Below are 22,221 nucleotides of genomic sequence, written 5' to 3'. Positions count from 1 at the left end.
TCATTGTCTGGCAGATTTTCCTAATGATTTAGCGACCAGTTGTTCGTAAAGTTCGGCGTAGGGTTCCACAGCCTTGCTCCAGTTGAACGGCGCGGACATCGCCCGGCAGCGCATCGCATTAAGCAGTTCGGGGAACTCGTACACCTTGAACGCACGGGTCAGCGCCTCTTTGTAACTGTCGACGGTGGATTCGTTGAACAAGAACCCGGTGACTCCGTCCTCGATCGTGTCGGCAAGCCCGCCGGTATTCCGGGCTACGGGCAGCGATCCAAAGCGTTGCGCATACATCTGGCTCAAGCCGCAGGGCTCGTAGCGGGACGGCATCAACAGGAAGTCGCTGCCGGCGAACATCCGCCGAGCGTCGGTTTCGTTGAAGCCGATGCGCACGCCGATCCGGCCTGGGAAGCGCAGGGCCAGTTCACGCATGGCTTGTTCTTCTTCCGGCTCGCCGCGGCCGATGATCGCGATCTGCCCGCCGGACTCGACGATGAATTCGGAAACGGCTTCGGTCAGGTCCAGGCCTTTCTGATACACCAGACGCGATACCACGGCGAACAGTGGGCCGGTGGAATCATCCAGGCCGAACAGGTCGCGTACATGCGCGGCGTTGGCTGCCTTGCCATCCCAGTCGCCTATGGAAAACTGGCGCTGCAGGTGGGTATCGGTGGCCGAGTCCCAGCTTTCATCGATGCCGTTGGGGATGCCACTGAGCAAGCCTTGTTGAGTCTTGGAGGCAAGGAACCCATCGAGTCCACAGCCGAACGCCGGTGTGGTGATCTCCTGGGCGTAGGTGGCGCTCACGGTGGTGATGTGGCTGGAATAGGCCATGCCGGCCTTCAGGAACGACAGCTTGCCGTAGAACTCCATGCCTTCCTGTTGCAGCGCGTGCTCGGGAATACCCAACTCAGGGCAGGACGCGAGGCTGACCACGCCCTGGTACGCCAGGTTGTGGATGGTGAACAGGGTGGGGGTGCGTTGACCGCGCCAGTGCATATAGGCAGGCGCCAGCCCGGCTGGCCAGTCGTGTGCGTGGACCAGGTCGGGGCACCAGTGGATTTGCGCCAGGTTGGCGGCGATGTCTGCCGCGGCGAGGCCCAGGCGGGCAAAGCGGATGTGGTTGTCGGGCCAGTCGCGGCCATTGTTGGCGCCGTAGGGAGAACCTTCACGGGCATAGAGTTCGGGACAGATCAGTACGTAGATCACCAGACCGTCGGCCATGTCCATGCGGCCGATCTTGCAGGGCGGAAGTGCGGCATGGCCGCCCAGTTCGCCGATGATATGGATAGGATTGCCGCTGTTCATGACTTGCGGGTACCCAGGGATCAGTATCCGCACATCGTGCAGACCGGCCATCGCCCGGGGCAGGGCGGAAGAAACGTCACCCAGCCCGCCGGTCTTCACCAGGTCGGCGATTTCGGACGTCACGAACAGAATTTTCTTGCGATTTGGATTCTGTCGAACGACAGGGAGCAGTGCCTTGCCTCCGGTGGCCAGCACCGGTGCCGTCGGCGATTCTGCCGCCGGCGGTAGTTGAGAGCGGACTTGCTGTGGTTCCAAGGCAGCACTGATCATAAATAACTCCTATGTTCTCGATCTGTTTCCGGCAAGCGCCAGAGCTGTTGTTACATTGGCCGAATCCTGCGGCCAGGCGCACGAGCGCTACGCAAGGAGAGCAAAGCGCTGCCCAATGCGGCGAAGCGAATCAGGTGAGGGGGCCGTTGCAAGGAATGCTCCAGCCGTTGTTGCCCTTCCTCTAACCTGACCTTTCGCCGTTGTGAAAAGTTTCGACTTTTTTTCGTCCTGATGACCGGTCGGTTTTGCGCCCGGACCGGCAGTCTAGGTCAGAAGCTAGAGCGGTGCGGTTCGCTTCGTCGAATTGTCGGACAATCACATTTATTGTCGGCAATGTCTTACACGACGAAGGGGAATACGAGCCGACGAAATGCAGCCTCTTTGAAACATTCGTGTTGTAGGGAAAGGCGCTGGTTCAATCGCGTGCGCGGTTCAACAGCGCATCGCACCATAAAGGGGCGGGCAGGATGGAGGCGTTTTGATGGCTTTCAAGCAGGGTGCAGATGCTTCATGGTTTGAGCTGGGTGGGAGGGAGCCTGCTCGCGAAAGCGCCAGGTCAGACGACATCTCCTCTAACTGACACACCGTCTTCGTCGGCACGCCGCCCGGAAACGGCTCGCTCCCACAGGGACGGGCAAACTCAGGCTATCGGCTTCAACACCCGAATCGGCTTGCCTGCCGTCCAGGCCTGCAAGTCTTCAATCATCTGGCCGTAGAATTGCTGGTAATTCTGGCGGCTCACGTAACCCACGTGAGGTGTTGCCAGTACGTTGTCCAGCGTCCGGAACGGGTGGTCGGGCGGCAACGGTTCCTGGGCGAATACATCCAGGCCCGCCCCAGCCAGGCGTTTATGCTGCAGCGCATCGATCAAGGCAGCCTCGTCCACGATCGGCCCGCGGGCAGTATTGATCAGCAGCGCACCAGGCTTCATCCAGCCCAGCGCCTGGGCATCGACCAGGCCCCGGGTGCGGTCACCGAGGACCAGGTGGATCGAGAGAATATCGGCCTGCTCGAACAGCGCTTGCTTGCTTACATAGGTGACGCCGGCATCGGTTGCCCGTTCGGCCGTCAAGTTCTCGCTCCAGGCGATCACTCGCATGCCGAACACTTGGCCGAACTGCGCCACGCGCGTGCCGATGCTGCCCAGGCCGAGGATTGCCAGGGTCTTGCCGTGCAAGTCGCCGCCCAGGCCCTGTTGCCAAAGCCCGGCACGCAACGCGTTGGCTTCTGGGACGAGGTTGCGCGTAAGCGCCATGATCAGTGCCCAGGTCAGTTCGGGCGCGGCGTGCTTGTAGCTGTCGGTGCCACACACCTGGATACCCAGCGCGGCGGCAGCCTTCAGGTCGAGGGCGGCATTGCGCATGCCGCCGGTCAGCAATAGCTTGAGCTTGGGCAAGCGGCGCAGCAGCGCTTCATCGAAACGTGTCCGTTCGCGCATCACGCAGATGACATCGAAGCCTTGCAGGCGCGCGGCCAGGGCGTCGTGGTCGGCGGGATAGTCATGCAGGAACGTCACCTGGCCGACGCTCTCCAGTGCGGACCAATCCACCACATCCCTTGCCACGTCCTGCCAATCATCGATGACTGCAATCTGCACCGCCATGGAATACCTCGTCAGAGAATGGGTTTGTCCAGCCAGCCCAGCAGGGCTTTGTGGAACCGGTCTGGTTCCTCCATCTGCGGCGCGTGACCCAGATTGGGGAATTCCACCAGTGTCGATCGAGGAATCAGCTGGGCGACCTGCTTGCCCAGCACGTCATATTTGCCCAACCTGGCCTTCACTGCCGGCGCAGCGATGTCGCTGCCAATGGCGGTGGTGTCGGACGTGCCGATCAGCAGCAGAGTCGGCGCCTTCAGGTCCTTGAACTCGTAGTAGACCGGCTGGGTGAAGATCATGTCGTAGATCAGTGCTGAATTCCATGCCACCTGCTTATGTCCCGGGCCTTTGTTCAATCCGGCCAGCATGTCCACCCAACGCTCGTACTCCGGCTTCCAGCGACCGCCATAGTATGTATTGCGCTCGTAGGTACGGATGCCGTCGGCGCTGAGTTTCAGCTCGCGTTCATACCATTGGTCCACGCTGCGGTAGGGAACGCCGAGGGCCTTCCAGTCTTCGAGCCCGATGGGATTGACCATCGCCAGGCGTTCGACCTGATCGGGAAATTGCAGCGCATAGCGGGTGGCAAGCATGCCACCGGTGGAGTGGCCCAGCACGATGGCTTTCTGCACACCCAGGGTCTTGAGCAGCGCGTTGGTGTTGTTCGCCAGTTGGTGAAAGCTGTACTGGTAGTGGTCTGGCTTGCTCGAGGTGCAGAAGCCGATCTGGTCCGGCGCGATGACCCGGTAGCCAGCCTCGCTGAGGGTCTTGATCGAGTCGCCCCAGGTCGCGGCGCAGAAATTCTTGCCGTGCATCAGCACGACACTGCGACCGTTGGCCTTGCCTTGGGCGGGCACGTCCATGTAGCCCATCTGCAATGTTTTGCCCTGAGACTGCAAGGAAAAGTGCTTGAGGGTGTAGGGGTATTTGAAGCCTTCGAGCTGAGGGCCATAGGCCGGACCTTCGGGCGGGTTCTCGGCCTGGGCGAACAGCGGCAGGGCAGCGAGCAAGAACAGGCTGGACTTCCAGCGGGTAGTCAAACGCGGCATTGTCAAACTCCTTTAGGCAACCGACCGATCCTGGAACGGCTGGATTATGGCGACATTAATCACAGGCAACCGAACCGTGGGAACGTTCAACCCATCCAGCCCAGGGTTGCGAGCACGAGTACGCCATAACGCAGGCCTTTGGCGAGGGTGACCATCAACAGAAAGCGTCGCCACGGTTCACCCATTACGCCCGCCACCAGCGTCAGGGGATCGCCAATGATGGGCACCCAGCTCAGCAGCAGCGACCAATAGCCATAGCGCTGGTAATGCTGGCGGGCCTTGTCCAGGTGAGACGGGCTGACAGGGAACCAACGGCGGTCCTTGAACTGCTCAACGCGGGTCCCTAGCCACCAGTTCACCAGTGAGCCCAACACATTGCCGAAGGTGGCGACCCCCAGCAACAGCCAGACCGCGTGGCGCTCGCTGAGTACCAGGCCGATCAGCAGCGCTTCCGATTGCAGCGGCAACAGGGTCGCCGCGCCAAATGCCGCCAGGAACAGCCCGACATATGCCTCGGGCATCAGTGGGCTGGATAGTCCGCCACGACGGTTTGGGAGCCGTCCTTTTTCTGCCCGATCACCTGATAGGCATCACTCATGCCGTCCATTTCCATGCCCGGCGAGCCCATCGGCATGCCTGGCGCGGCAATGCCGAGCAGATCGCCGCGTTTGCTTAACGCCAGCACCTGCTCGGCGGGGACGTGACCCTCGACGAATTTGCCGTTGATCTCGGCGGTGTGACAGGAACGCAGGTTGGGCGCGACGCCCAGGCGCTGCTTGACCGAACTCATGTCGGCTTCGACATGGTCATTGACCTTAAGACCGTTGGCTTGCAGATGGGAGATCCACTTCTTGCAACAGCCGCAATTGGCGTCGCGGTGTACATCGATGGTGACCGGCTCGGCAGCCTGGGCCAGGGCAGAGGTGAAAACGGCGCTCAGTGCGAGCAGGTGCAGGGGATTGGCCATGGGTCAGGTCTCTTGGCGAACGGCTTTGGATGGAAGGATAACAGAGTAGCGACGGGCGCCCGACAGCAGGCTGAAGGGCGGATGACAGAATTGTAAGTTGCCTTGAAACGTGTGTGAACGCTGAACCACGTGGGAGCGAGCTTGCTCGCGATGGCGGCGGATCAATCAATTGCACGCTGATTGACACACCGTCATCGCGACGAAGGGAATCGGTGAAGGTCCTTTCAGCGAACCTTGAACCGCCCCATGATCGCATTCACCCGACTGTTGGCTTCCAGCAACTGACGGGTGTTGTTCTCGCTGGCCAGGCCGCTTTCCACCAGCTCTTCGACCATGTGCCGGATCTGCACCATGCTCCGGTTGATCTCCTCGGTCACTGCACTTTGCTGCTCGGCGGCGGTGGCGATCTGGGTGCTGAGGCTGTTGATCTGGCTGACGGAGCCGGCCATTTCGTCCAGGCCCGAGTTCACTCGGGAGGTGGCGTCGGCAGCCGATTGGCAACTGGTCTGGGTGTTTTCCATGGCCGCGACCGACGAGCTCACGCCTTGGGTCAGGCGCGTCAGCATTTCGTTGATCTCCGAAGTGCTGGCCTGGGTGCGGGCGGCGAGGGCGCGGACTTCGTCGGCGACCACCGCGAAGCCACGGCCTAGCTCGCCAGCCCGGGCGGCTTCGATGGCGGCGTTGAGCGCCAGCAGGTTGGTCTGCCCGGCGATGGCCCCGATCACACCGAGGATCTCGGTGATGCGCTGCGCATCCTGCTGCATGCTCTCGACCTTGTGGGTGGCGCTGGCCACTTCCTCGATCAACGCGACGACACTGTTCGATGCCTCGCCGACAACGACGCGGGAGCGATCGGCATGTTCATTGGCCCTCTGGGTGAAGGCGGCCGTCTCAGCGGCATTCTGCGCCACGCTTTCGGCCGTGGAACTCATTTCGGTGATGGCCGTTACCGTCTGGTCGGTCTCCGAGGCATGGCGCATCAGGATTTCACTGGTGTGGGCCGAAGTCTGCTGCAGCTTGTCCAGGCTAGATGCCATGGCGCCGGTGGCCTGGGTGACTTCGCCGATCATGTCTTGCAGGTACGCGATAAAGCGGTTGACCGAATGACCGATGGCGCCCAGTTCGTCTTCGGCGCGGATGGTGATGCGGCGGGTCAGGTCGGCGTCGCCCGTGGACAACGCATCGATGTTGCCCTTGAGCACTTTCATGCGGTTGGTCAATTGGCGGATCGCATACAGCTGCATCAGCACCAACAGGATCACCATGGGTATCTGCAACAGACTCAGCGTGTTCAATACGTCATCACGTTGGGCTGTGATCAGGCGGGTCGGCAGGGCAGTGGCGAGGAACCAGGGCGAGCCTTCGATAGGTCGCATGAAGAACGTGCTGGCTTCACCGTTGTTGTCGAATTCGACGCGCTGCGGTTGGTCACGGTTGGCCAGGCCAGCCTTGACCTGGGCGGCAAATGGCGAGCCAGCCGCCAGTTCGCTGATGTTCTTGAGCACGATCGGGCCGCTGATCCGCGAGCTGTTGCTGATGATCTTGCCGTCGCTTTCCACGATCAGCATCTCGGCGTTCAGTTCTGCTTCCTTGCGTGCGATCAGCTCGTTGAAAAAGCCGAGGGTCACGTCGATGGTGGAGACGCCATACGGCGTGCCATTCTTCTGGATGGCCATGGCGCAGTTGGTCCGGGGTTCGGCGCTCGCATCGTCCTTGTAGGCTGCCGCCCAGGCGCATTTGCCAGGGGGAGTGGCCATGCCGCCCTTGTGCCAGGGTTGCTCGTAGTAGTTCGGCGCAGCATCGCTGTTCCAGAAGGTGTTGACGATCAGCTTGCCGGAAGCGTCGCGGTGCCAGAACGTGCTGAATTTGCTGCGACCTTCGGCGCGCTGGTTGGGCAAAGGCCAGATCCCGCCGCCGAACACTTTCAGCTCACCGTACTGGTCCACCAGGCCTGGCAGTACCTTGTCGATGGCATCGCTGTCGAGCAAGGGGATGGTCTGGGTAATGCTGCGTTGCTGGGCCTGGACCTTGTTCAGTTCGCCCTGGATCTGCTCGGCGACCTCGGCAATGCGGTTCAGCGCCACTTGTTCCTCGGTGTGGCGCAGCTTGGGTGCGACGAGGTAACTGATGCCGACGACCGTCAGGATGGATAACACCAGAATGAACAGAACCAAAAATAACGTGTAGCGGGCCTGAATGGTGCGCAATGAGGGCATGTGGGTGTTCCTTGCACGGGGCGACTTTCGGAAGCAAATGGGATGAACGTTCCAATATATGTCGGCTTCTCTGCCAGGAGCTTGAGTGTGGGCCTGACCAGCCGTCAGGCGGCGGAATGGGCCTGGGCGTTTTTCCAGGTTTGAGCGTGAGCCTGCAATTCATCGTGAAGGCGTTGCATGGGGGCCGAGTGCAGGCTGAGCCTGCGCGGATGTGCAACTCGGTGGAACAGCGCCTGCCAACCTTGCCCGGCGTCCGTGGGCATCATCCCAGTGAAGAAAAAACCCGCAGCCAGCAGCAGCTGGTGGTCGGCGCAAAAGTGTCGACCGAGGCCGATTCGGACCGAAAGCGGCCAATGGGCCGGCAAGCGCCGAAGCTGCCCGACGAGGCATGTATCCACCCGATCCGCCACGATCTCGATCCGGCCGGGTAAATGGCTAAGCCGCAACGGCCGAATGCCCGGCGGCCTTTCCACAAGGGTGGTCCCGAAACGCGTTTCCAACGCGCCCATCAGCCATTGGTGGGGCGCGGGCCATTGAAGACGTGGCAGCGGTCGAGGGTGGTCGCCGATCACTTGGCAGCCGATCACGATGGTTTCGGCCTGGTCCGTGGCGAACGGAGAGGGCACGAAGTCGGGTAGCAGGCCGATGTCATGAAAACCAAGTCGTTGGGACAGCCGTTGGCTGTAGGGATGGCTGGTGACCTGCTTGATCGATAGCCTGGCGAGCCCGAGCTGCCGGCAACCGTCCAGTAATTGTTGCCCCAGCCGCGAGGCGATCTGCCTGCCCTGCAACTCGGGGTCCACCGCAACCAGCGCCAGCTCGGCATCTTGAGTGGCGTGTCCCTGGCGGCACAACGCGGCATGACCGACCACGCGCCCGTCGACCACCGCCACCTGCGAATGCCAGCGCCCCTTGAGATTGTGCTGGCAGATCATTTGCGGCATGTAGACGTCAGGGGAGACGTAGTGATCGCCGTACACCCGACGAAACAGCTCGCACGTACCGGCGCTGTCGGTGGCTTGGAACGGCCTGAATACCAGAAGGCTCATCCGGCATCCTCCGGTGCCCGCGAACCGTATACCCGACGATCGATGATCGACAGGTGCTTGCCGGAACGGGGGTGGCGCTCCAGGTCCTGTGCGGTACAGGCCTGGGTATCCACATGAAGTCGATCGAGGCCTGGATATTGCTCGATCAAGGCCGCTTTAAGCGCATGGGATCGCGTTGGGCCTGCATCCTCGGCTTTTTCCGGCAGCCACTTGAGCAACACGCAGTCATTGCCCTGGCTGTGCTCGATGATCAGTTGCCACTGCACACCGCCGGCCACGCGCCGCGCGATGTCGCTTATTTCTTCGGGAAACAGCGACAACACGCCAACGCGTACGCGCCGGCTCTCTGCGCTGCGTCCTCGAAGGGCGAATTTGCGCCCCGGCGTGCCTGCCGGCTCGCACCAACTGGCGCGGTCTCCCACCGGGTATCGGACAATGGGCATGAGGGTCCGGTTGAAATTCGTCACCACCAGGTTTCCGGCTTGGCCAATGGCCTCGATCGCTTCCCCGCTCAGGTCGTCGACGATTTCCACCCGCGTGTGCTGATCGAATACCCGGTGCTCGCCCAAGCCGCAATCAGGCGTGCTCGCACCTACCAGTCCGGCATCCACGCTGGCGTATCCGATGGACGCGAAACGCGCGCCCGGGAAGGCGCGCTTCAATGTCGGCATCTGGCTTTCGAACAGGTTCTCCCCGCCAAAGAGCACGGTGGTGATCTGTGGCAGCCTGCGCCCTTTGCCAATGACATGGCTGGCGAAGGCCAGCAAGTGCGCAGGCACGCCGACGAGTACGTTGATGCGGTGTCCAGCAATGGCGTCGGCCAACACATCGAGTTCCACCGAGCCGGAGAAGGGAAACTCGGTAATCGCAACATCGACGCTGCACAGGGCACCGTGGATGAACAGGAAACTGGCGTAGAGATCCCCCGAGAAAAACAGATTAGCAATGCGATCCCCCGCAGCCAATTGGGCTGTCAAGCTGCGACCGAAGCAATCGAGCATCAGTTGCCATTCTGCGTGGGTATACACCGATAACTTGCCTTCGCTGGTCGTACCGCCGGTCTTGAAGACCAGTGCGTCCTTAACGCGGCTGGTCAACACCGGCCAATGGTCCAGGTCGTGGCTGTCTTTCCAATACTCGCTGAGATTGACGATCGGCAACTGGTGGAACTCGCAGCCATGGACGGGTAGATGGCTCAGCTGCGTGCGATAGAACATCGAATGCGTGCGGATATGGTTGAGCCATTGGTCGTAGGTTAATGGGGCGCTCATCGGAATATTCTCAAGGCTATGGGTCGGCTTATCGGGTACCGGGCGAAATCAACGGCCGGCTAACCTGCAATCGATCACCAGCGGGACTTTGCCGCTGTGCTTGTTATGTTCGAACCGCTCAACCGGGCAGTGCTCGACGTCCAGAACCAGCAACCCGGCGTTGACCGACGTGCGCAGCGCTGCGAGGCCCAGCACCTGGCGCCGTACCGTTTCGGCGTCGCCATCGGTACGAATCAGCAAACGCTCACCGCCACAGCCCGCATGGCTCAGAACGATCTGGATGGCCGTCTGCGCGTGCTCGGACAGGTCCCGGGTATTGATGAACTCCGTGGCGATGCGCACCAGTTGGCCGTGGCGCTCGCGCAGCTCGAATCTGGGCGACTCCAGGCCACACGCGCATGGGCCGGGTAGCCAGCGCCCTAGGTCGCCGACTTCGTATCGCTGGAGCGGGCGCGCCTGGCGTACGCGGGAGGTGAACAGCAAGCGCCCGATACCATCAGGGCCGACCGGCGTATCCCATTCCAGGTCAACTATTTCCAAGGATTGGATATCCTCCATCAGATGAAACACACCGTCGCCGCTGGCTATGCAGGCATGCCCGAGGGGGCCCGCATCGACGCTGCCGTAGATTGCCGAGCGAACGCAGGTGACGCCGCATTGCTCGAACAGGAGACGACAGTCCTGCCCCAGGTGTTCGCCACCAAGCATGATCTTGCGCACACCGCCGTAGCCTTGAAGGACTGATTGCTGGCTTGAGAACAGACGATGCAACGTGCTGGGCATGCCCATGAGCGTGTTGATTCGATGCTCGACGATCAACTGCGCGATCTCTGCAAAGTTGTCATCCGGCGGCGCACTCATCGGGTAATGCACGACATCCATCTGTTCGAGGATCTTGGTGAAACTGAGGAACCCGCCGTACAGGCTGCCACCATAGAACAGGTTCATCACTCGATCGTACATCGGGTCGAGTCCCGCGGCGCGCAGCCCATCGGCGGCGGCCCGCATGTGGCGGTCGAAATCACGATGGCTGTAGGGGGACAAAACCGGCGCGCCGCTGCTGCCGCCGGAACGGAAGAACAGCTGTGCCTGAGGGGCCGGGGGCAGCGCCACGAACGCGGCTTTGTCCATGATGGGCGTCGAAGGGGTCAGCGCCAATGGGCTCGCGGCGGCATCCAGCGTGACGCGATGGCTGGCAATGCCTGCATCAAGGCTGACCGATACCCGGCGACTCAATCGTTGCAGCCCATAGACTCCATCGTGGGGCTCGCCGTCGTAACCTTGCTGGATTTCTCCCGTGGAGGTCACCCGGCCAACCCCAGCGGTCATCAGGCGCCGAACCAGCCCAGGAGCGCGTTCCGGCTCGCAGATGAGGGCGCAGCTCTGCAGCACATTGCGCCATGGCAGCAAGGTTTCGGCGAGCAGCACTTGCGGCATCGGCCGTAGCAGCAGCGTGCGAAACAATGGCGAAGGTTGCAGTGCGCGGTGGTGCTCCCAGAGAATGCGCCAGCCATTGCCCGTCCAGACCTGGCCGGTTTCGTTGGCAAAGCTGAAGTCCAGGCGGGCCAGTGCCGTACGGGTGGTGATCTCACAGGCTTCGGCGGCGGTGGTCTCCAGGGTGGGCCAGCGCCCGGTCCGGCGTTCGAACGCGGCGGCCAGGGCGCTTCCCACTGCGTGCAATTGCCCAGGATCATCGCTGTCCACCAGCAGCCATTGCGGGCTGGAGCAGGCCTGCTGGTCGAGGCGGCAGACTTCGTCCACCAGCGCATCCAAGGCCTGCTCGGTGGCGGCCAGAGGCGTGATATAGGCGAAGCTGATCCGGTGGCCCCAATCGATCCAGCGACAACCCGTTGGAATGCGCTCGCGCAATGCCTTCAAGGCAGCTTCGCCGCCCCAGGCACTGACGCCATTGGCAACGGCAAAAAGACGCCCGGTTTGTTCAGAGGGCACCGGCAATACCGCCAGATAACCACGTAACCGGCCGCCTGGATCGCACGCCAGGAACGCCGCTAGGAGTTGCGCTGTCAGGTCGCCCTCGCGGGTGCTGGGGCGCAGCCAATTGACGTTGCCCGCAAGTAGGCCCTCCAGCACCGCGCAAAACCCCAGCAACGGCGAGTTGCCCGGCGTGACATGGACCACCAGGCCCAAAGGCTGCCAACTCTCGAAGGGCCCGCCGCAATAATCGATTCGCCGTAGCGAACGTGCATCGACGCCCAGCTCCCGTTCCAGCTTGAAGCTCAACGACTTGCGGGCGCAGAAAGCAATCAGGGCCTGGCGCTGGTCCTCGTCCAGCAGCGGGCTTCGGTCTGCCGCACGCAGCCATTGCGCGAACGCCTCGGCACAGTCGATAACCTCCTCGCTGCGAGGTGGCGTTTCCAGCAAGACGGGCAGTTGCGCTTGGAGGCGTTCAAGCGCTGCATCGAGCGGCAGCCCGGCGTTCAGTTGGCCGTTGATGAGGTACATATCAGTTTTCCTTGATCAATTCGGCAGCGGCCATGGCGCAGCTTCGGCTGGCACTGGTGCCGGCCCGGCCATGCAGCTCGAACCACTGGGTTTGAAGGCCGCACTTGCAGTTGGCCGGGTGCAGGGTCGCCAGATCACTCATCACCACGGCGTGCGCGGGGCTTGACGAGATGTAGGGCGAAACGAACGACAACAACCCTGGCTCGCCGAACGGCTGGACACTGAAGTCCGAGGGGTGGCGTATGTAGACTTTGGAATAGACCGGCACGTGGAACCGATGATGGGCGCACTCGATGTAAGGCACCGCGTGCTCGACCGCACCGTAGCCGTCGCGGCAGCGTTGGACCTCGATGCCGAGTTGCTGTGTGATGCGCTCGTAAACGTGACGTCGGGGGATTTCCTCGGCCGCCTGTTTCTTCCAGCCGCCGCCCAGGAAGACCAGCGAACCGGCGGCGAGCTTCAGGTCTTGTATGCCGGTTTCACGCATGCGCTCAAGCACATGCCAGAGCAGCGCCGGAAAGCCGAAGATGCGCACCGGCAGGCCCTCTTCGGCAAAAGATTGCAGAGTGCCGATGGCGCCGAAGACGTCGAATTCGTGGCCTTTTCCCGTGCATCGCAAGGCGTAGGCGATCCGATTGGCCGGTGCGAAGCGGCACAGGAACTGGTCGGTGTAGGCCGTGCCCAGGCGATTGGCCGCTTCGGGCTCATGGCTGAAGAGCAAGTAGTTGCACGGCGAGTCGGGTGTCGACCAGCCGTAATACTCAAAGATGTCTGCCACCATGCCTTGGGCCGCCGCCATGCTGCGCTCGTCGTAGCGCATGCGGCTTTTCTGCCCGCTGGTGCCCGAGGACGTGAGTTCCAATGCACCTTCGGCGGTGGGGCTGAGCAGCAATCGCTGCTTGAAGTAGCTGGCGTAAATGGGCGGCAGGCGCGACCAGTCAGTCAAACGGTCCAGGTCGTCGGCCCGAAGCCCGTTGGCGTTGAGCCAATGTTCGTAGCCTGGCGTGTGGTGGCTATGGAACAGGCTGATTTCAGCCATGGCTCTGTCGAACAGCCCCGGTGGCAGCGAATCGCCGTCATACGGCTGGGGCCATGCGCACAGCGCATCGGCATGGGGAAAGTGAATCATCGGGTCATCCTATGGGAAGGCAAATCAAGGGAGAGCAGCGGGGCGCGAGGTGAACAGGCGCAGCACGACAGGACAGCTGAGCCCGGCGATGCCGACCATCAGCGCGAAGGACTCAAGGTTCGCCCCGGCACCCAGCAGCGCCAACAGCGACCCTGTCGCGCTCATCACGGCGATGGAGATCATCCCGACCATGGCCGAAACCAAGCCCTTGCTATCGTCGGTGGCGAACAGGGCCAGTCGATACAGCGCGGCATTGCCCATGCCGAGCCCGATGGCATACAGCGACAGCCCACTGACCAGGACGGGAACGGACAGGGCGAACTGACTGCCGGCCACCAGCGCGGTCAGGCCTGTACACAACGGCCACAAGCTGTAGCGGACCACCCGATGCACCCCAGCCCGTTCCACCAGGGCGTTGAGGACGAGATTGCCGAGGATGACCGCCGCGAAAACCGGAATCTGCCAAACCCCATACGCCAAGGGGGACAGGCCTTGTCCTTGGATCAACAGCAGGGGCGACAGGCCGATCCAGGCAATCAGCGGCAGGCTCATCAACCCCAGCGCAACGCTGGCCGACATGAAGCCACCGTGGCCCAGCAGCGCTGCGTATCGCCTTACGAGCGAACGCAGGTCAAACGGTTCGACGACCGGTGTTCCAGCATGCGCGCCACGGGGCGTCCGCGGCATGAACCCCCACAAAGCCAACCAGCTGACCACCCCGAGGCCGGCCAGCAACATGAACAGCTCGCGCCACGACAGCCACTGCAGCAGCAGCCCGCCCGCCAAAGGGCCTAAAAGCGGCGAAAGAAGGGCGAGATTGCCCAGCATGGCCATGACCTTCACGGCGGCGGATTCGCAGAATATTTCCTGTATGGCGGGGTAGCTGACTGCAATCACGAAGCCCAGCCCCATCCCCTGGACCAGGCGAAGCCCATTGAAACCCTGCATGCCGGTGACCTGGGTGATCGCCACGCATGCCAGCACGAACCCGGCACACCCCACGAGCATGAAGGGGCGCCGCCCATGACGATCCGACAACGGGCCGATCAGCCAAGGCAGCAAGACGCCGCCCAGCAGGTACAGGTTGAACGCGTGGGGAATCTGATCGGGGGATGCATCGAGGTCCTGGGTCACGGTGAGCATGGCGGGCATGATCAGGTCGCTGGCCATGTAAGTGAGGAACTCGAAAAGGGCGATGGCCAGGCAGAAACCCGTCAGGCGAACGGGAGTAAGAAAAGTGGGCGGATTTGGCATGGGTTCCCAACGTCGGTTCTCAGAAAGAAGGAAATTTCTTCTTTTTCGAGAGTACGTTGGCGAGATCTAGGGTCGAAAGACGACTTTTCCCATAATGAGCCAAGGAAAGTAGACGGGTAGGTGTGGGAAAGGTCTCTTTCGTTGCGCGAATATGCCCAGGCGGTTGTACCATGCGATCCTGGCTGCCTAGCCACCTTGCCTATGGTGGAAGAAACGCAAGGCTAGGGGGCAGAACGGAAAACTTCAGGAAACTGGCAAATGACTCATTCGCAACGTTTGAAATACTCGATTCTGGTGGTTCTCGTCGTACTGGCGATCATGCTCGGACTGTCCTGGATGCAAGGCAAGGGCATGATCAGCGAGCAGCTGTTTCAATACATCGCCATTGCCGTGGCGGTCATCGTCGTGGTGATCAACGGCGTGATGCGACGCAAGGTCAAGCCTTGAGCGCCGCTCATTCTTCGGTGTTGAGCAGGGCCACGGCCTGGTGGTGCAAGCTGTAGCTTTTATCCGAATTGAGCGTGACCACGCCTTCGCCGCACAGGCGCTTTAGCACCTCACGCACGCTCAGAAAGGACAAGGGAATGTCCAGCCCCAACAATTGGCTATGGACGCCGCGTACACCCAGCCGGCGGTTTTCATCGGCGGCCTTGAGCAAGGCGTCGATGACCTTCAAGCGAATCAGGCTCGTCCTGAGCCCATAGCTCTTGAGCAGACGCTTGATCTGCTCGTTGCCGCCTCGTTCCGCTGGCCCAGGGAACGTACGGTTTGTGGCTGTCATCGTGACACGGGCCGATCCTGGCTTGCCCTCCATGGGCATTTGCGCGTTATGCATGTAAAGACTCCTTACCAGCCTGACAGAAAAGATCATCAACGCTCTCCTGTATAGGACGAACGAGGGCGGCCAATCATGAGGACGTGGGTGTGAAAAAAATGCCTGGATACCGTCAAACCCCGGTAGAAGCGGCTTGCCAACCGATTAATTTTTTTTCATCCGGTTCGTCCCCAAGGTAGGCACATCCGCGTTGAAGCGCGGCGCATGTGAACTTCCAGGCCGGGGCGGACGTACAAGGGCGTACCGGCGGCCGTCCTGGTTTTTGTACGCTATCGATCAGGAGTGAGTGTGGGAATGTCCGGGCAGTTATCGAGGTTTTGCCTTGCCGGTGTCTTGCTGGGGATGTCCCTGGGCTTGAGTACCGTTGTCAGCGCACGAGGCGAGGCCGGGCAGGCCACTGCCGAAATTCGTCGCACCAGTTTTGGCGTGCCGCATATTCGCGCCCAGGATGAGCGGGGGTTGGGATACGGCATCGGCTATGCGTACGCCCAGGACAACCTATGCCTGTTGGCCAATGAGATCGTGACCGTCAACGGCCAACGCTCGCGCTATTTTGGTCCGGAACAGGGCACCGTCGAGCAACGCGAGAATCGTGCAAGCGACGTGTTTTTTGCGTGGCTCAACACGCCCCGGGCGGTTTCCGGTTTCTGGCAGGCGCAGACGCCCCAGGTACAGCAGTTGGTGGAAGGTTATGCCGCCGGCTACAACCGCGCGCTGGCTGAGCGCAAGGCCAAAGGCCTGCCGGAACAATGCGCAAGCGAGTGGGTGCGGCCAATCACCGCGCTGGATATTGTCAAGCTCACCCGGCGCCTGTTGGTGGAGGGTGGCGTCGGCCAGTTCACCGAGGCGTTGGCCGGGGCGCAGCCGCCCAAGGCTACGGCAGACGCGGGGGGCTCGGCGTCCGGTTTCGCCATCGCGGCGCAACGGCAACAGCGCTTCGCCCTGGAGCGCGGCAGTAACGCCCTGGCTATCGGCAGCGAACGCTCGTTCAATGGGCGCGGCATGCTGCTGGCTAATCCGCATTTCCCGTGGGTGGGAGGCATGCGTTTTTACCAGATGCATTTGACCATCCCCGGAAAGCTGGACGTGATGGGCGCGGCGTTGCCGGGCCTACCGATGATCAATATCGGCTTCAGCCGGCACTTGGCCTGGACCCATACCGTCGATACGTCCAAGCATTTCACCCTGTATCGGCTACAACTGGACCCCAAGGACCCGACTCGCTACCTGGTGGATGGCAAGTCCGTTGCCATGAGCCAGCAAACGGTCACGGTGGACATCAAGCAGGCCGATGGGCAGGTCAAGCCGCTCTCCCGTGTGGTCTACGGTTCGCAGTTCGGACCGATCGTGCAATGGCCCGGGAAACTGGATTGGGATAACCGGTTCGCCTATAGCCTGCGGGACGCCAACCTGGAAAACGACCGGGTGCTGGCGCAGTGGTACGCGATGAATCGAGCCGTCACGCTCAAGGATCTGCAAGAGGCCGTTCATGGCATTCAGGGGATTCCCTGGGTCAATACCCTGGCCGTTGATGACCAGGGACAAAGCCTCTATATGAACGTCTCGGTGGTGCCCAACGTCGATGCCGGCAAGCTTGCCCGATGCAGCGACCCCAAGGCCGGGCTGCGGCTGATCGTGCTGGACGGTTCACGCGGCGAATGCGCCTGGGATGTGGACCCCAAGGCGGTGCAGAAGGGTACCTATGCGGCGGACAAGCTCCCGCAACTGTTGCGCCGCGATTATGTGCAGAACTCCAACGATTCGGCGTGGATGGTCAATCCGTCGCAGCCGTTGTCCGGTTATTCCCCCGTGATCAGCCAGCAGGACCTGCCACTGGGCCTGCGGGCGCGTTTTGCCCTGGACCGACTGGGACAACTGGAAAAGGCGGGGCCGGTAACGGTGAGCGATTTGCAGGGCATGGTCATGGACGACCGGGTATACCTGGCCGATCAGGTCATGCCGGACCTGCTGGCTTTCTGTGCCGCGAAGCTGGGGCCCGACGCACCGGCCCTGACGCAGGCATGCAGCCAGCTCAAGGCCTGGGACCGTACCGCCAGCCTGGACAGCGGCGTGGGGTTCGTCCATTTCCAGCACATCATGCAGGCATTGCAGGCGGCGCCGGGCATCTGGCGGGTCGCGTTCGACCCGAACGATCCGCAACATACCCCGCGCGGCCTGGCGATCGAAGCATCGCCAGTGGCTGATGCGCTGCGCCAGGCCATGGTCGCATCGGTCCAAGCGGTGGACGCTGCGGGACTGCAAGCGGATAGCCAATGGCGGGACGTGCAGGTGACCCGCAGCGGCGACCGCCGGATACCCATTCACGGTGGACCGGGCGAGCTGGGCATCTATAACGCCATCCAGAGCATGCCGGGCGCGAACGGCCAGCGGGAAGTGGTCAGCGGCACCAGTTATCTGCAAGTGGTGACGTTTGACGGCAACGGACCCAACGCACAGGGACTTTTGGCGTTCTCACTGTCCAGCGATCCTTCATCGCCCTATTCGGCGGACCAGACCCAGGCATTCTCGAAGGGGCAATTAAGTGTGCTGCCTTTCTCTGAACAGCAGATCAAGGCCGACCCGCATTACCAGGCGCAGACCATCCATGAGGGCGCGCAGGCGGGCAGGGTGGCGACGCAATAGCCGTGGGAGCAATCAGGCCGCGTCCCCAAGGGAGGCGGCCTATGTCAGTTTCGGGTAGGACGAGCGATGGCGTTTAATACCAGGTTGCCGTCGCTGTTCTGTGTCAGGTACACCGGCAAGACCTTGGGCAGCGAAGGCACCAGGTTCTTCACTTCGTTCAGGTTGTAGTTTCCACCGATGCGCAGAGTGCCCGTTGCGTTGTCCGCCAGCATCACGGGACGGTCGAGGTAGCGGTTGATCAGCGGCAGCGCGTCGGACAGGGCCAGGTTATCCAGCACCAGCTTGCCACTTCGCCATGCCAGCGAGCTGTCATCGAGGGCGACGTCACGAACCTTCGGCTGGAAATCGCCAGCCCTGTAGCTCGCCTGCATCCCAGGTGACAGTTGCTGGCCGCCCGCTTTGGATGCCCGATGGCTGGTTACCCACACGGAACCTTCCACCAGCGTAACCCGCACTTGATCCTGGTACATCCACACGTTGAAACGGGTCCCGGTCACGCGCACCTGGCCCTGGCCTGCCCGAACGACGAAGGGGTGGCGGCTATCGTGGCGGACATCGAAAAACGCTTCGCCTTTTTTCATCGTGACCCGGCGTTCGTCCTTGTAGTTGGCAAACACCAGCTCGCTTGCGAGGTTGAGCTCTACGTGACTGCCGTCCTCCAGAGTGATGTGACGCACGCTCGAACCTGCCTCGAATCGCTGGTAGGCGTTGGGCAACCACCCCATGTTCCAACCGGTAAAAGCAGCCAGGGGCAGGCCGAGGGCAAGCACCGTCGCCGCGATCGCCATGGAGCCTGCGCGAGACCGCGGGCGCTGGGTCGCAGGGATGGCCATTGGCTCGACGCGCGGCAGATGCTCGGCAACGCCCCAGATTTCCAGCATGGCTGCGTATTCAAAGGCGTGCAGCGGATCGGCGTCGTGCCATTGCTTGAACGCCAGCCGTTCGGCATCCGTGCAGTCGTCCGCGTGCAGACGCATGCACCAATGCGCGGCCGCATCGGTGATGGCATCGTATTCGGCTTGCGGGAGTGTACGTTCGGTCATGGGCTCTTCCTGGTTTGCCGCATTCTAACCCTCGGGGCCCATTGCCGAGAACAGGGATGATGGCATTTGCACGGCATGCATCGGTTTTCCGTTGGTCAGACGTAGGAGCGTCCAGGTCCGGGTCGTACTGTCGCACACATGCCGTGAAAAAAAGATCAACGGCCTTGGCATGCCCACGGCTCAACGCACTCAAGTGGAACGCGATGGACTCGGATCGAGCTGGCGCCCCAATTCACAAATCAGCAGCGTGACCGAATCGGCGTTACGGAGTATGACGTCGATGCGCTTGTCCGGCAAAACCGGATTCAAGAACGCGTTTCGTGCTTCGTCCATGCTCCGTGTGTCGGTGACTTTCAAAATGGCCTTGGCAATGTCTTTATACATTGGCAACAACTCCAGCCTCTTGTAACTGTTGTCGGTACTGTCCCACTGTCTGAACAGCTTGGATTTTGCCGTGCCCAGGGAAAGCCCATTGAGTTGCAGCTCCTTCTGCGTGTCATAGCGTGTTTGCCCCAGGTGGGTCGAGGTTGAAATCAAGTCGGGAAACGGCAGCGCAGCGTCCAGGTAGATGATGTCGATCGTGTCGATGAGCTGATGGGATATCTCGTGGATAAGCGTCGCGCCTTGGGCATGCGCGTCGACGTTGAAGAACGCCGGCACCACGGTCTTGTACCAGTCCAGCCCCGGTTCGAAGAAAAACTGCGTCAGGTAGATTCGCCCGCGGGCCGCAGGTTCGAGCACAAATGCGGTTGCCCGGTCTTCCAGGTATTTCAAATTGCCAATGACGATACGGCTGGCGTTCTGCTGTTCCCAGGTGGGGTCGGCCAACGCCCTGCATATCGGGAAAATGGCGGTCTCCACTTTGCCGATCAGGGCGCTGTCGACCTGTCGGACCCCAAAGAACGACATCAGGAAGCTATCCAGCCGAGAACCTGGCAAAGGCTGTTTTTTGAACTGCTCTAGATTGAGCAAGGCGTTCAGCGAATAGAATCTGGCGGTTTCCAGTGCCTGTACGATGACGTTGGCGCGATAAGGAGACTTCTTGCGTATCTCAGCCATGCCGCGCGCTTCGATGTTCAAGGATCCCTTTGCCTTGAAATCGCTATAGGTCACCGCCATTTTCGACCCCGCCTTGCCAAAACGAATGGTCTGTCGCTGTGGGTCGATTGCCCATGTCGTTTCGTCGGCGCTATACCTCAGCAACGGGCCTTCGTCATCACCGTGGATAATGCGCCAGCCCCGGCCGGCCCTTGCCACTTGATAGACCTTGCCGGCCAGGGGCACGTAGAACTTGCCGCCGTCCTTTGATTCATAGGTGCCGTCGGCCCGGTTCTGCTGGAGCGCCCAGAGGCTGATGCCTATGGCTTCGAAGGCCTGTAAGTCGGTGCGCAGTGGCGCGGTGCAGGCGATTTCCTGCCACCCGGGCGTCGAGGAGCTGCTTGGCGAGGCCGGTTCGGCGGGATCGAGGAGGCCGAATGTATCGTCGCGATTGAGCAAACCCAGCGACACCATTTCCGCGGCGCCGGCGATGAAATCATGCAGGCCGGTTTTCCAGTCGTGCTGCTGCAGGGCTTCGGCCGAACCCTTGAAGTCCTGATAGCTCTCCCAAAGCGTTTCCAGGAACGTCAACCTGGCCGGTAGCTGCCTACCCACCAATCCGATCCCAGAACTGAACAGGTGCAGCACCGTTGCCCAGTCGAATGGGCGATGGTCCTGGTTCTTCGTCCCCAGCATATCCAGTAGCAACGTCGCGTTGTCGTTGTACAGGGTTTCGAATACATCGGTGTCGATCGGATTCGAAGCGAGGGTAATCTCCGACAGTTGCCCGAGGGTGGCGGCAAACAGATTCCGGAAGGTGGCTCGCTGGTCTTCGGGCAGCCGGCGGACCAGCAGGTCCTGAAGCGCGCCGGGGGCATTGAGGGCGGCGACGATGCTTGGTTCATCCTTGAACTCGGCCAGCGAATGCCCCTCGTGGTAGGGAGCATATAAAACGTGAGGGTCCGCCGGATCGGCGCTCGAGCTGATCACATAGAGCCCGAGCGCCCTTACCGCGGCGGCGCCGCCGGTCTTGATCAGTTCCAGTGGACGTATGAACGCACCGGCACCCCTGACCGCTCGACGGGCGATGGCGTCCGGCATGTCCAGGACTTGGAGGATCAAGTCGAACGCCTTCGGGGAAATGTGCTGTTGCAGAAGACGTGAGTGAGCGTATTGCAACAATTGCCATGGCAGCTGCTGGCGAAAGCGTCGCTTCCTGGGCTGGACATCGGAAATTGCGCCGCAAAGCGCTTGTTTCACCTGATGTTTGTAAGTGCTCTGGATATCGAGCGACGACAACATCTGCCGCACCGCCAGTTCGTTCAGGCTGTCTGGCAATGATTGCGTGGAGGTCGAGAAAACCTTGAAGCCCTTGCTGGTGACATCGATGGGGTGCAAGGCAAAGTCGGTCAATGAACTGGCAGGGCCGACCACCGCCAGGTTTGGCGTGATCTGGATGGTTTCGGGGTTGAGTCTGTCCTCGGGGAAACGTGCGTCCAGCAGTGCTTGCAGACGATTTTGCACGTAGGTACGCAGGGGTTCGATGCCGTCCAGGTAATCCTTGCCATCGGCTACGCTGCTTTTGTATTGCTCCAGGATCTCGACGTGCAAACGTTGATCCTCGAGGGGGGCAGCGCCGAGCCAGGCGGGCAGTTTCTGCCTGTATTTGCTGGCCTGGGCGATAGCCGTGGCGCGTTTCAGGTTGGTGGGCGCTCCTTTTTCCAGCAGGGCTTCAAGACCGTTGGCCAGTGCCGAGCGGGTCAGTTGCCAATCCCCGCTTTTCAGGGCACTCAGGTAGGCGTACTCAGTCTCGAAAAGGTGGATGAACGAGGTCATTCGATTCATCAGAACGTTGTCTTCGATCAGTTCGTAGGTGTCCAGTTGATAGCGTCGGTGGGGCTGGCGCTGGGCGGGGGGAAGGTTGGACAGCAAGCCAAATCGCCTGCGGGAATCAAGCAGCTGCCGATTCAATTGTCGAGTGGCCAGGTCGACCGAGGCGAATGCCTGTAGCCCGTCGGCAGGTGTCCAGACGATCGCCATGCCCGAGTACGGCGTATCGAGGCCACCACGCTCGGTCAATAGAAAACAGTTCGCC

At 61.4% G+C, this 22,221-nt stretch carries 15 protein-coding genes and 2 pseudogenes; 2 read left to right on the top strand and 15 right to left on the bottom strand.

Going from position 1 to position 22,221, the window contains the following annotated elements; genetic code table 11:
* The 12 genes and pseudogenes from glgA to J3Q04_RS13700 all read right to left on the bottom strand — a co-directional run bounded on the left by glgA (position 1) and on the right by J3Q04_RS13700 (position 14,567).
* On the bottom strand, positions 1-1,572 hold the full coding sequence (gene glgA, locus J3Q04_RS13755; RefSeq protein ID WP_420766807.1) for a glycogen synthase GlgA: 1,572 nt from the start codon (positions 1,570-1,572) through the stop codon (positions 1-3).
* A 640-nt stretch (positions 1,573-2,212) separates the two neighbouring features.
* Entirely contained in the window at positions 2,213-3,175 is a 963-nt protein-coding gene (locus J3Q04_RS13750; protein ID WP_434611223.1) for a D-2-hydroxyacid dehydrogenase family protein, read from the bottom strand.
* A gap of 11 nt (positions 3,176-3,186) precedes the next feature.
* Positions 3,187-4,218, bottom strand: a complete 1,032-nt coding sequence (locus tag J3Q04_RS13745; RefSeq protein WP_434563860.1) for an alpha/beta fold hydrolase — start codon at positions 4,216-4,218, stop codon at positions 3,187-3,189.
* 86 nt (positions 4,219-4,304) lie between these two features.
* A complete protein-coding gene (locus J3Q04_RS13740; protein WP_434611225.1) occupies positions 4,305-4,739 on the bottom strand; it encodes a YqaA family protein in 435 nt (144 codons plus the stop codon).
* Positions 4,739-5,185 carry a DUF411 domain-containing protein gene (locus J3Q04_RS13735; protein WP_434611227.1) on the bottom strand — a complete coding sequence of 149 codons (447 nt, stop codon included), beginning with the start codon at positions 5,183-5,185 and terminating at the stop codon, positions 4,739-4,741. The genes J3Q04_RS13740 and J3Q04_RS13735 overlap by 1 nt, the downstream gene beginning before the upstream one ends.
* Before the next feature lie 224 nt (positions 5,186-5,409).
* A pseudogene (locus tag J3Q04_RS13730) lies at positions 5,410-5,937 on the bottom strand (methyl-accepting chemotaxis protein); the annotation flags it as partial.
* Positions 5,938-6,315: 378 nt separating this feature from the next.
* A pseudogene (locus tag J3Q04_RS13725) lies at positions 6,316-7,401 on the bottom strand (cache domain-containing protein); the annotation flags it as partial.
* Positions 7,402-7,505: 104 nt separating this feature from the next.
* Complete coding sequence (locus J3Q04_RS13720) at positions 7,506-8,450, bottom strand: GNAT family N-acetyltransferase (RefSeq protein ID WP_434611229.1); 945 nt, start codon at positions 8,448-8,450, stop codon at positions 7,506-7,508.
* Positions 8,447-9,721, bottom strand: coding sequence for a phenylacetate--CoA ligase family protein (locus J3Q04_RS13715; RefSeq protein WP_434611231.1), 1,275 nt, complete (start codon positions 9,719-9,721; stop codon positions 8,447-8,449). Before J3Q04_RS13715 ends, J3Q04_RS13720 begins: the two co-directional genes overlap by 4 nt.
* Before the next feature lie 48 nt (positions 9,722-9,769).
* On the bottom strand, positions 9,770-12,184 hold the full coding sequence (locus tag J3Q04_RS13710) for an acyl-CoA reductase (protein ID WP_434611234.1): 2,415 nt from the start codon (positions 12,182-12,184) through the stop codon (positions 9,770-9,772).
* A gap of 1 nt (position 12,185) precedes the next feature.
* Positions 12,186-13,313 (bottom strand): acyl-protein synthase, encoded by a 1,128-nt coding sequence (locus tag J3Q04_RS13705; protein ID WP_434611236.1) that lies wholly within the window; start codon positions 13,311-13,313, stop codon positions 12,186-12,188.
* Between the two features lie 24 nt (positions 13,314-13,337).
* Entirely contained in the window at positions 13,338-14,567 is a 1,230-nt protein-coding gene (locus J3Q04_RS13700; protein ID WP_434611238.1) for an MFS transporter, read from the bottom strand.
* Positions 14,568-14,825: 258 nt separating this feature from the next.
* Between J3Q04_RS13700 and J3Q04_RS13695 the strand changes: the two genes are divergently transcribed.
* Positions 14,826-15,014: a hypothetical protein gene (locus J3Q04_RS13695; protein WP_186631798.1), complete on the top strand. Its 189-nt coding sequence runs from the start codon at positions 14,826-14,828 to the stop codon at positions 15,012-15,014.
* 7 nt (positions 15,015-15,021) lie between these two features.
* Here the strand turns inward: J3Q04_RS13695 and J3Q04_RS13690 are convergent, their stop codons facing one another.
* Positions 15,022-15,402, bottom strand: a complete 381-nt coding sequence (locus J3Q04_RS13690; protein ID WP_434563878.1) for a fe2+ zn2+ uptake regulation protein — start codon at positions 15,400-15,402, stop codon at positions 15,022-15,024.
* A gap of 294 nt (positions 15,403-15,696) precedes the next feature.
* On the opposite strand from J3Q04_RS13690, the gene pvdQ reads away from it, so the two are divergent.
* Positions 15,697-18,045, top strand: a complete 2,349-nt coding sequence (gene pvdQ / locus J3Q04_RS13685) for a bifunctional acylase PvdQ (RefSeq protein ID WP_434611240.1) — start codon at positions 15,697-15,699, stop codon at positions 18,043-18,045.
* Between the two features lie 44 nt (positions 18,046-18,089).
* Here pvdQ and J3Q04_RS13680 read toward each other — a convergent pair whose 3' ends face one another.
* Positions 18,090-19,088, bottom strand: a complete 999-nt coding sequence (locus J3Q04_RS13680) for a FecR family protein (protein ID WP_434611243.1) — start codon at positions 19,086-19,088, stop codon at positions 18,090-18,092.
* A 189-nt stretch (positions 19,089-19,277) separates the two neighbouring features.
* Positions 19,278-21,962, bottom strand: a complete 2,685-nt coding sequence (locus J3Q04_RS13675) for a dermonecrotic toxin domain-containing protein (protein ID WP_434635642.1) — start codon at positions 21,960-21,962, stop codon at positions 19,278-19,280.
* Positions 21,963-22,221 lie beyond the last annotated feature (259 nt).

It is taken from the genome of Pseudomonas sp. D4-21 (assembly GCF_051132125.1).
Classification (GTDB): Bacteria; Pseudomonadota; Gammaproteobacteria; order Pseudomonadales; family Pseudomonadaceae; genus Aquipseudomonas.
Note: the sequence above shows the minus strand (reverse complement) of the source record. Positions and strands in the feature narration are given on the sequence as shown.

What these genes read in the sequence shown, in the direction of transcription:
- glgA (WP_420766807.1), bottom strand. Translation starts at nt 1,572, where the DNA reads ATGATCAGTGCTGCCTTGGAACCACAGCAAGTCCGCTCTCAACTACCG.
- J3Q04_RS13750 (WP_434611223.1), bottom strand. Translation starts at nt 3,175, where the DNA reads ATGGCGGTGCAGATTGCAGTCATCGATGATTGGCAGGACGTGGCAAGG.
- J3Q04_RS13745 (WP_434563860.1), bottom strand. Translation starts at nt 4,218, where the DNA reads ATGCCGCGTTTGACTACCCGCTGGAAGTCCAGCCTGTTCTTGCTCGCT.
- J3Q04_RS13740 (WP_434611225.1), bottom strand. Translation starts at nt 4,739, where the DNA reads ATGCCCGAGGCATATGTCGGGCTGTTCCTGGCGGCATTTGGCGCGGCG.
- J3Q04_RS13735 (WP_434611227.1), bottom strand. Translation starts at nt 5,185, where the DNA reads ATGGCCAATCCCCTGCACCTGCTCGCACTGAGCGCCGTTTTCACCTCT.
- J3Q04_RS13720 (WP_434611229.1), bottom strand. Translation starts at nt 8,450, where the DNA reads ATGAGCCTTCTGGTATTCAGGCCGTTCCAAGCCACCGACAGCGCCGGT.
- J3Q04_RS13715 (WP_434611231.1), bottom strand. Translation starts at nt 9,721, where the DNA reads ATGAGCGCCCCATTAACCTACGACCAATGGCTCAACCATATCCGCACG.
- J3Q04_RS13710 (WP_434611234.1), bottom strand. Translation starts at nt 12,184, where the DNA reads ATGTACCTCATCAACGGCCAACTGAACGCCGGGCTGCCGCTCGATGCA.
- J3Q04_RS13705 (WP_434611236.1), bottom strand. Translation starts at nt 13,313, where the DNA reads ATGATTCACTTTCCCCATGCCGATGCGCTGTGCGCATGGCCCCAGCCG.
- J3Q04_RS13700 (WP_434611238.1), bottom strand. Translation starts at nt 14,567, where the DNA reads ATGCCAAATCCGCCCACTTTTCTTACTCCCGTTCGCCTGACGGGTTTC.
- J3Q04_RS13695 (WP_186631798.1), top strand. Translation starts at nt 14,826, where the DNA reads ATGACTCATTCGCAACGTTTGAAATACTCGATTCTGGTGGTTCTCGTC.
- J3Q04_RS13690 (WP_434563878.1), bottom strand. Translation starts at nt 15,402, where the DNA reads ATGCATAACGCGCAAATGCCCATGGAGGGCAAGCCAGGATCGGCCCGT.
- pvdQ (WP_434611240.1), top strand. Translation starts at nt 15,697, where the DNA reads ATGTCCGGGCAGTTATCGAGGTTTTGCCTTGCCGGTGTCTTGCTGGGG.
- J3Q04_RS13680 (WP_434611243.1), bottom strand. Translation starts at nt 19,088, where the DNA reads ATGACCGAACGTACACTCCCGCAAGCCGAATACGATGCCATCACCGAT.
- J3Q04_RS13675 (WP_434635642.1), bottom strand. Translation starts at nt 21,962, where the DNA reads ATGACCTCGTTCATCCACCTTTTCGAGACTGAGTACGCCTACCTGAGT.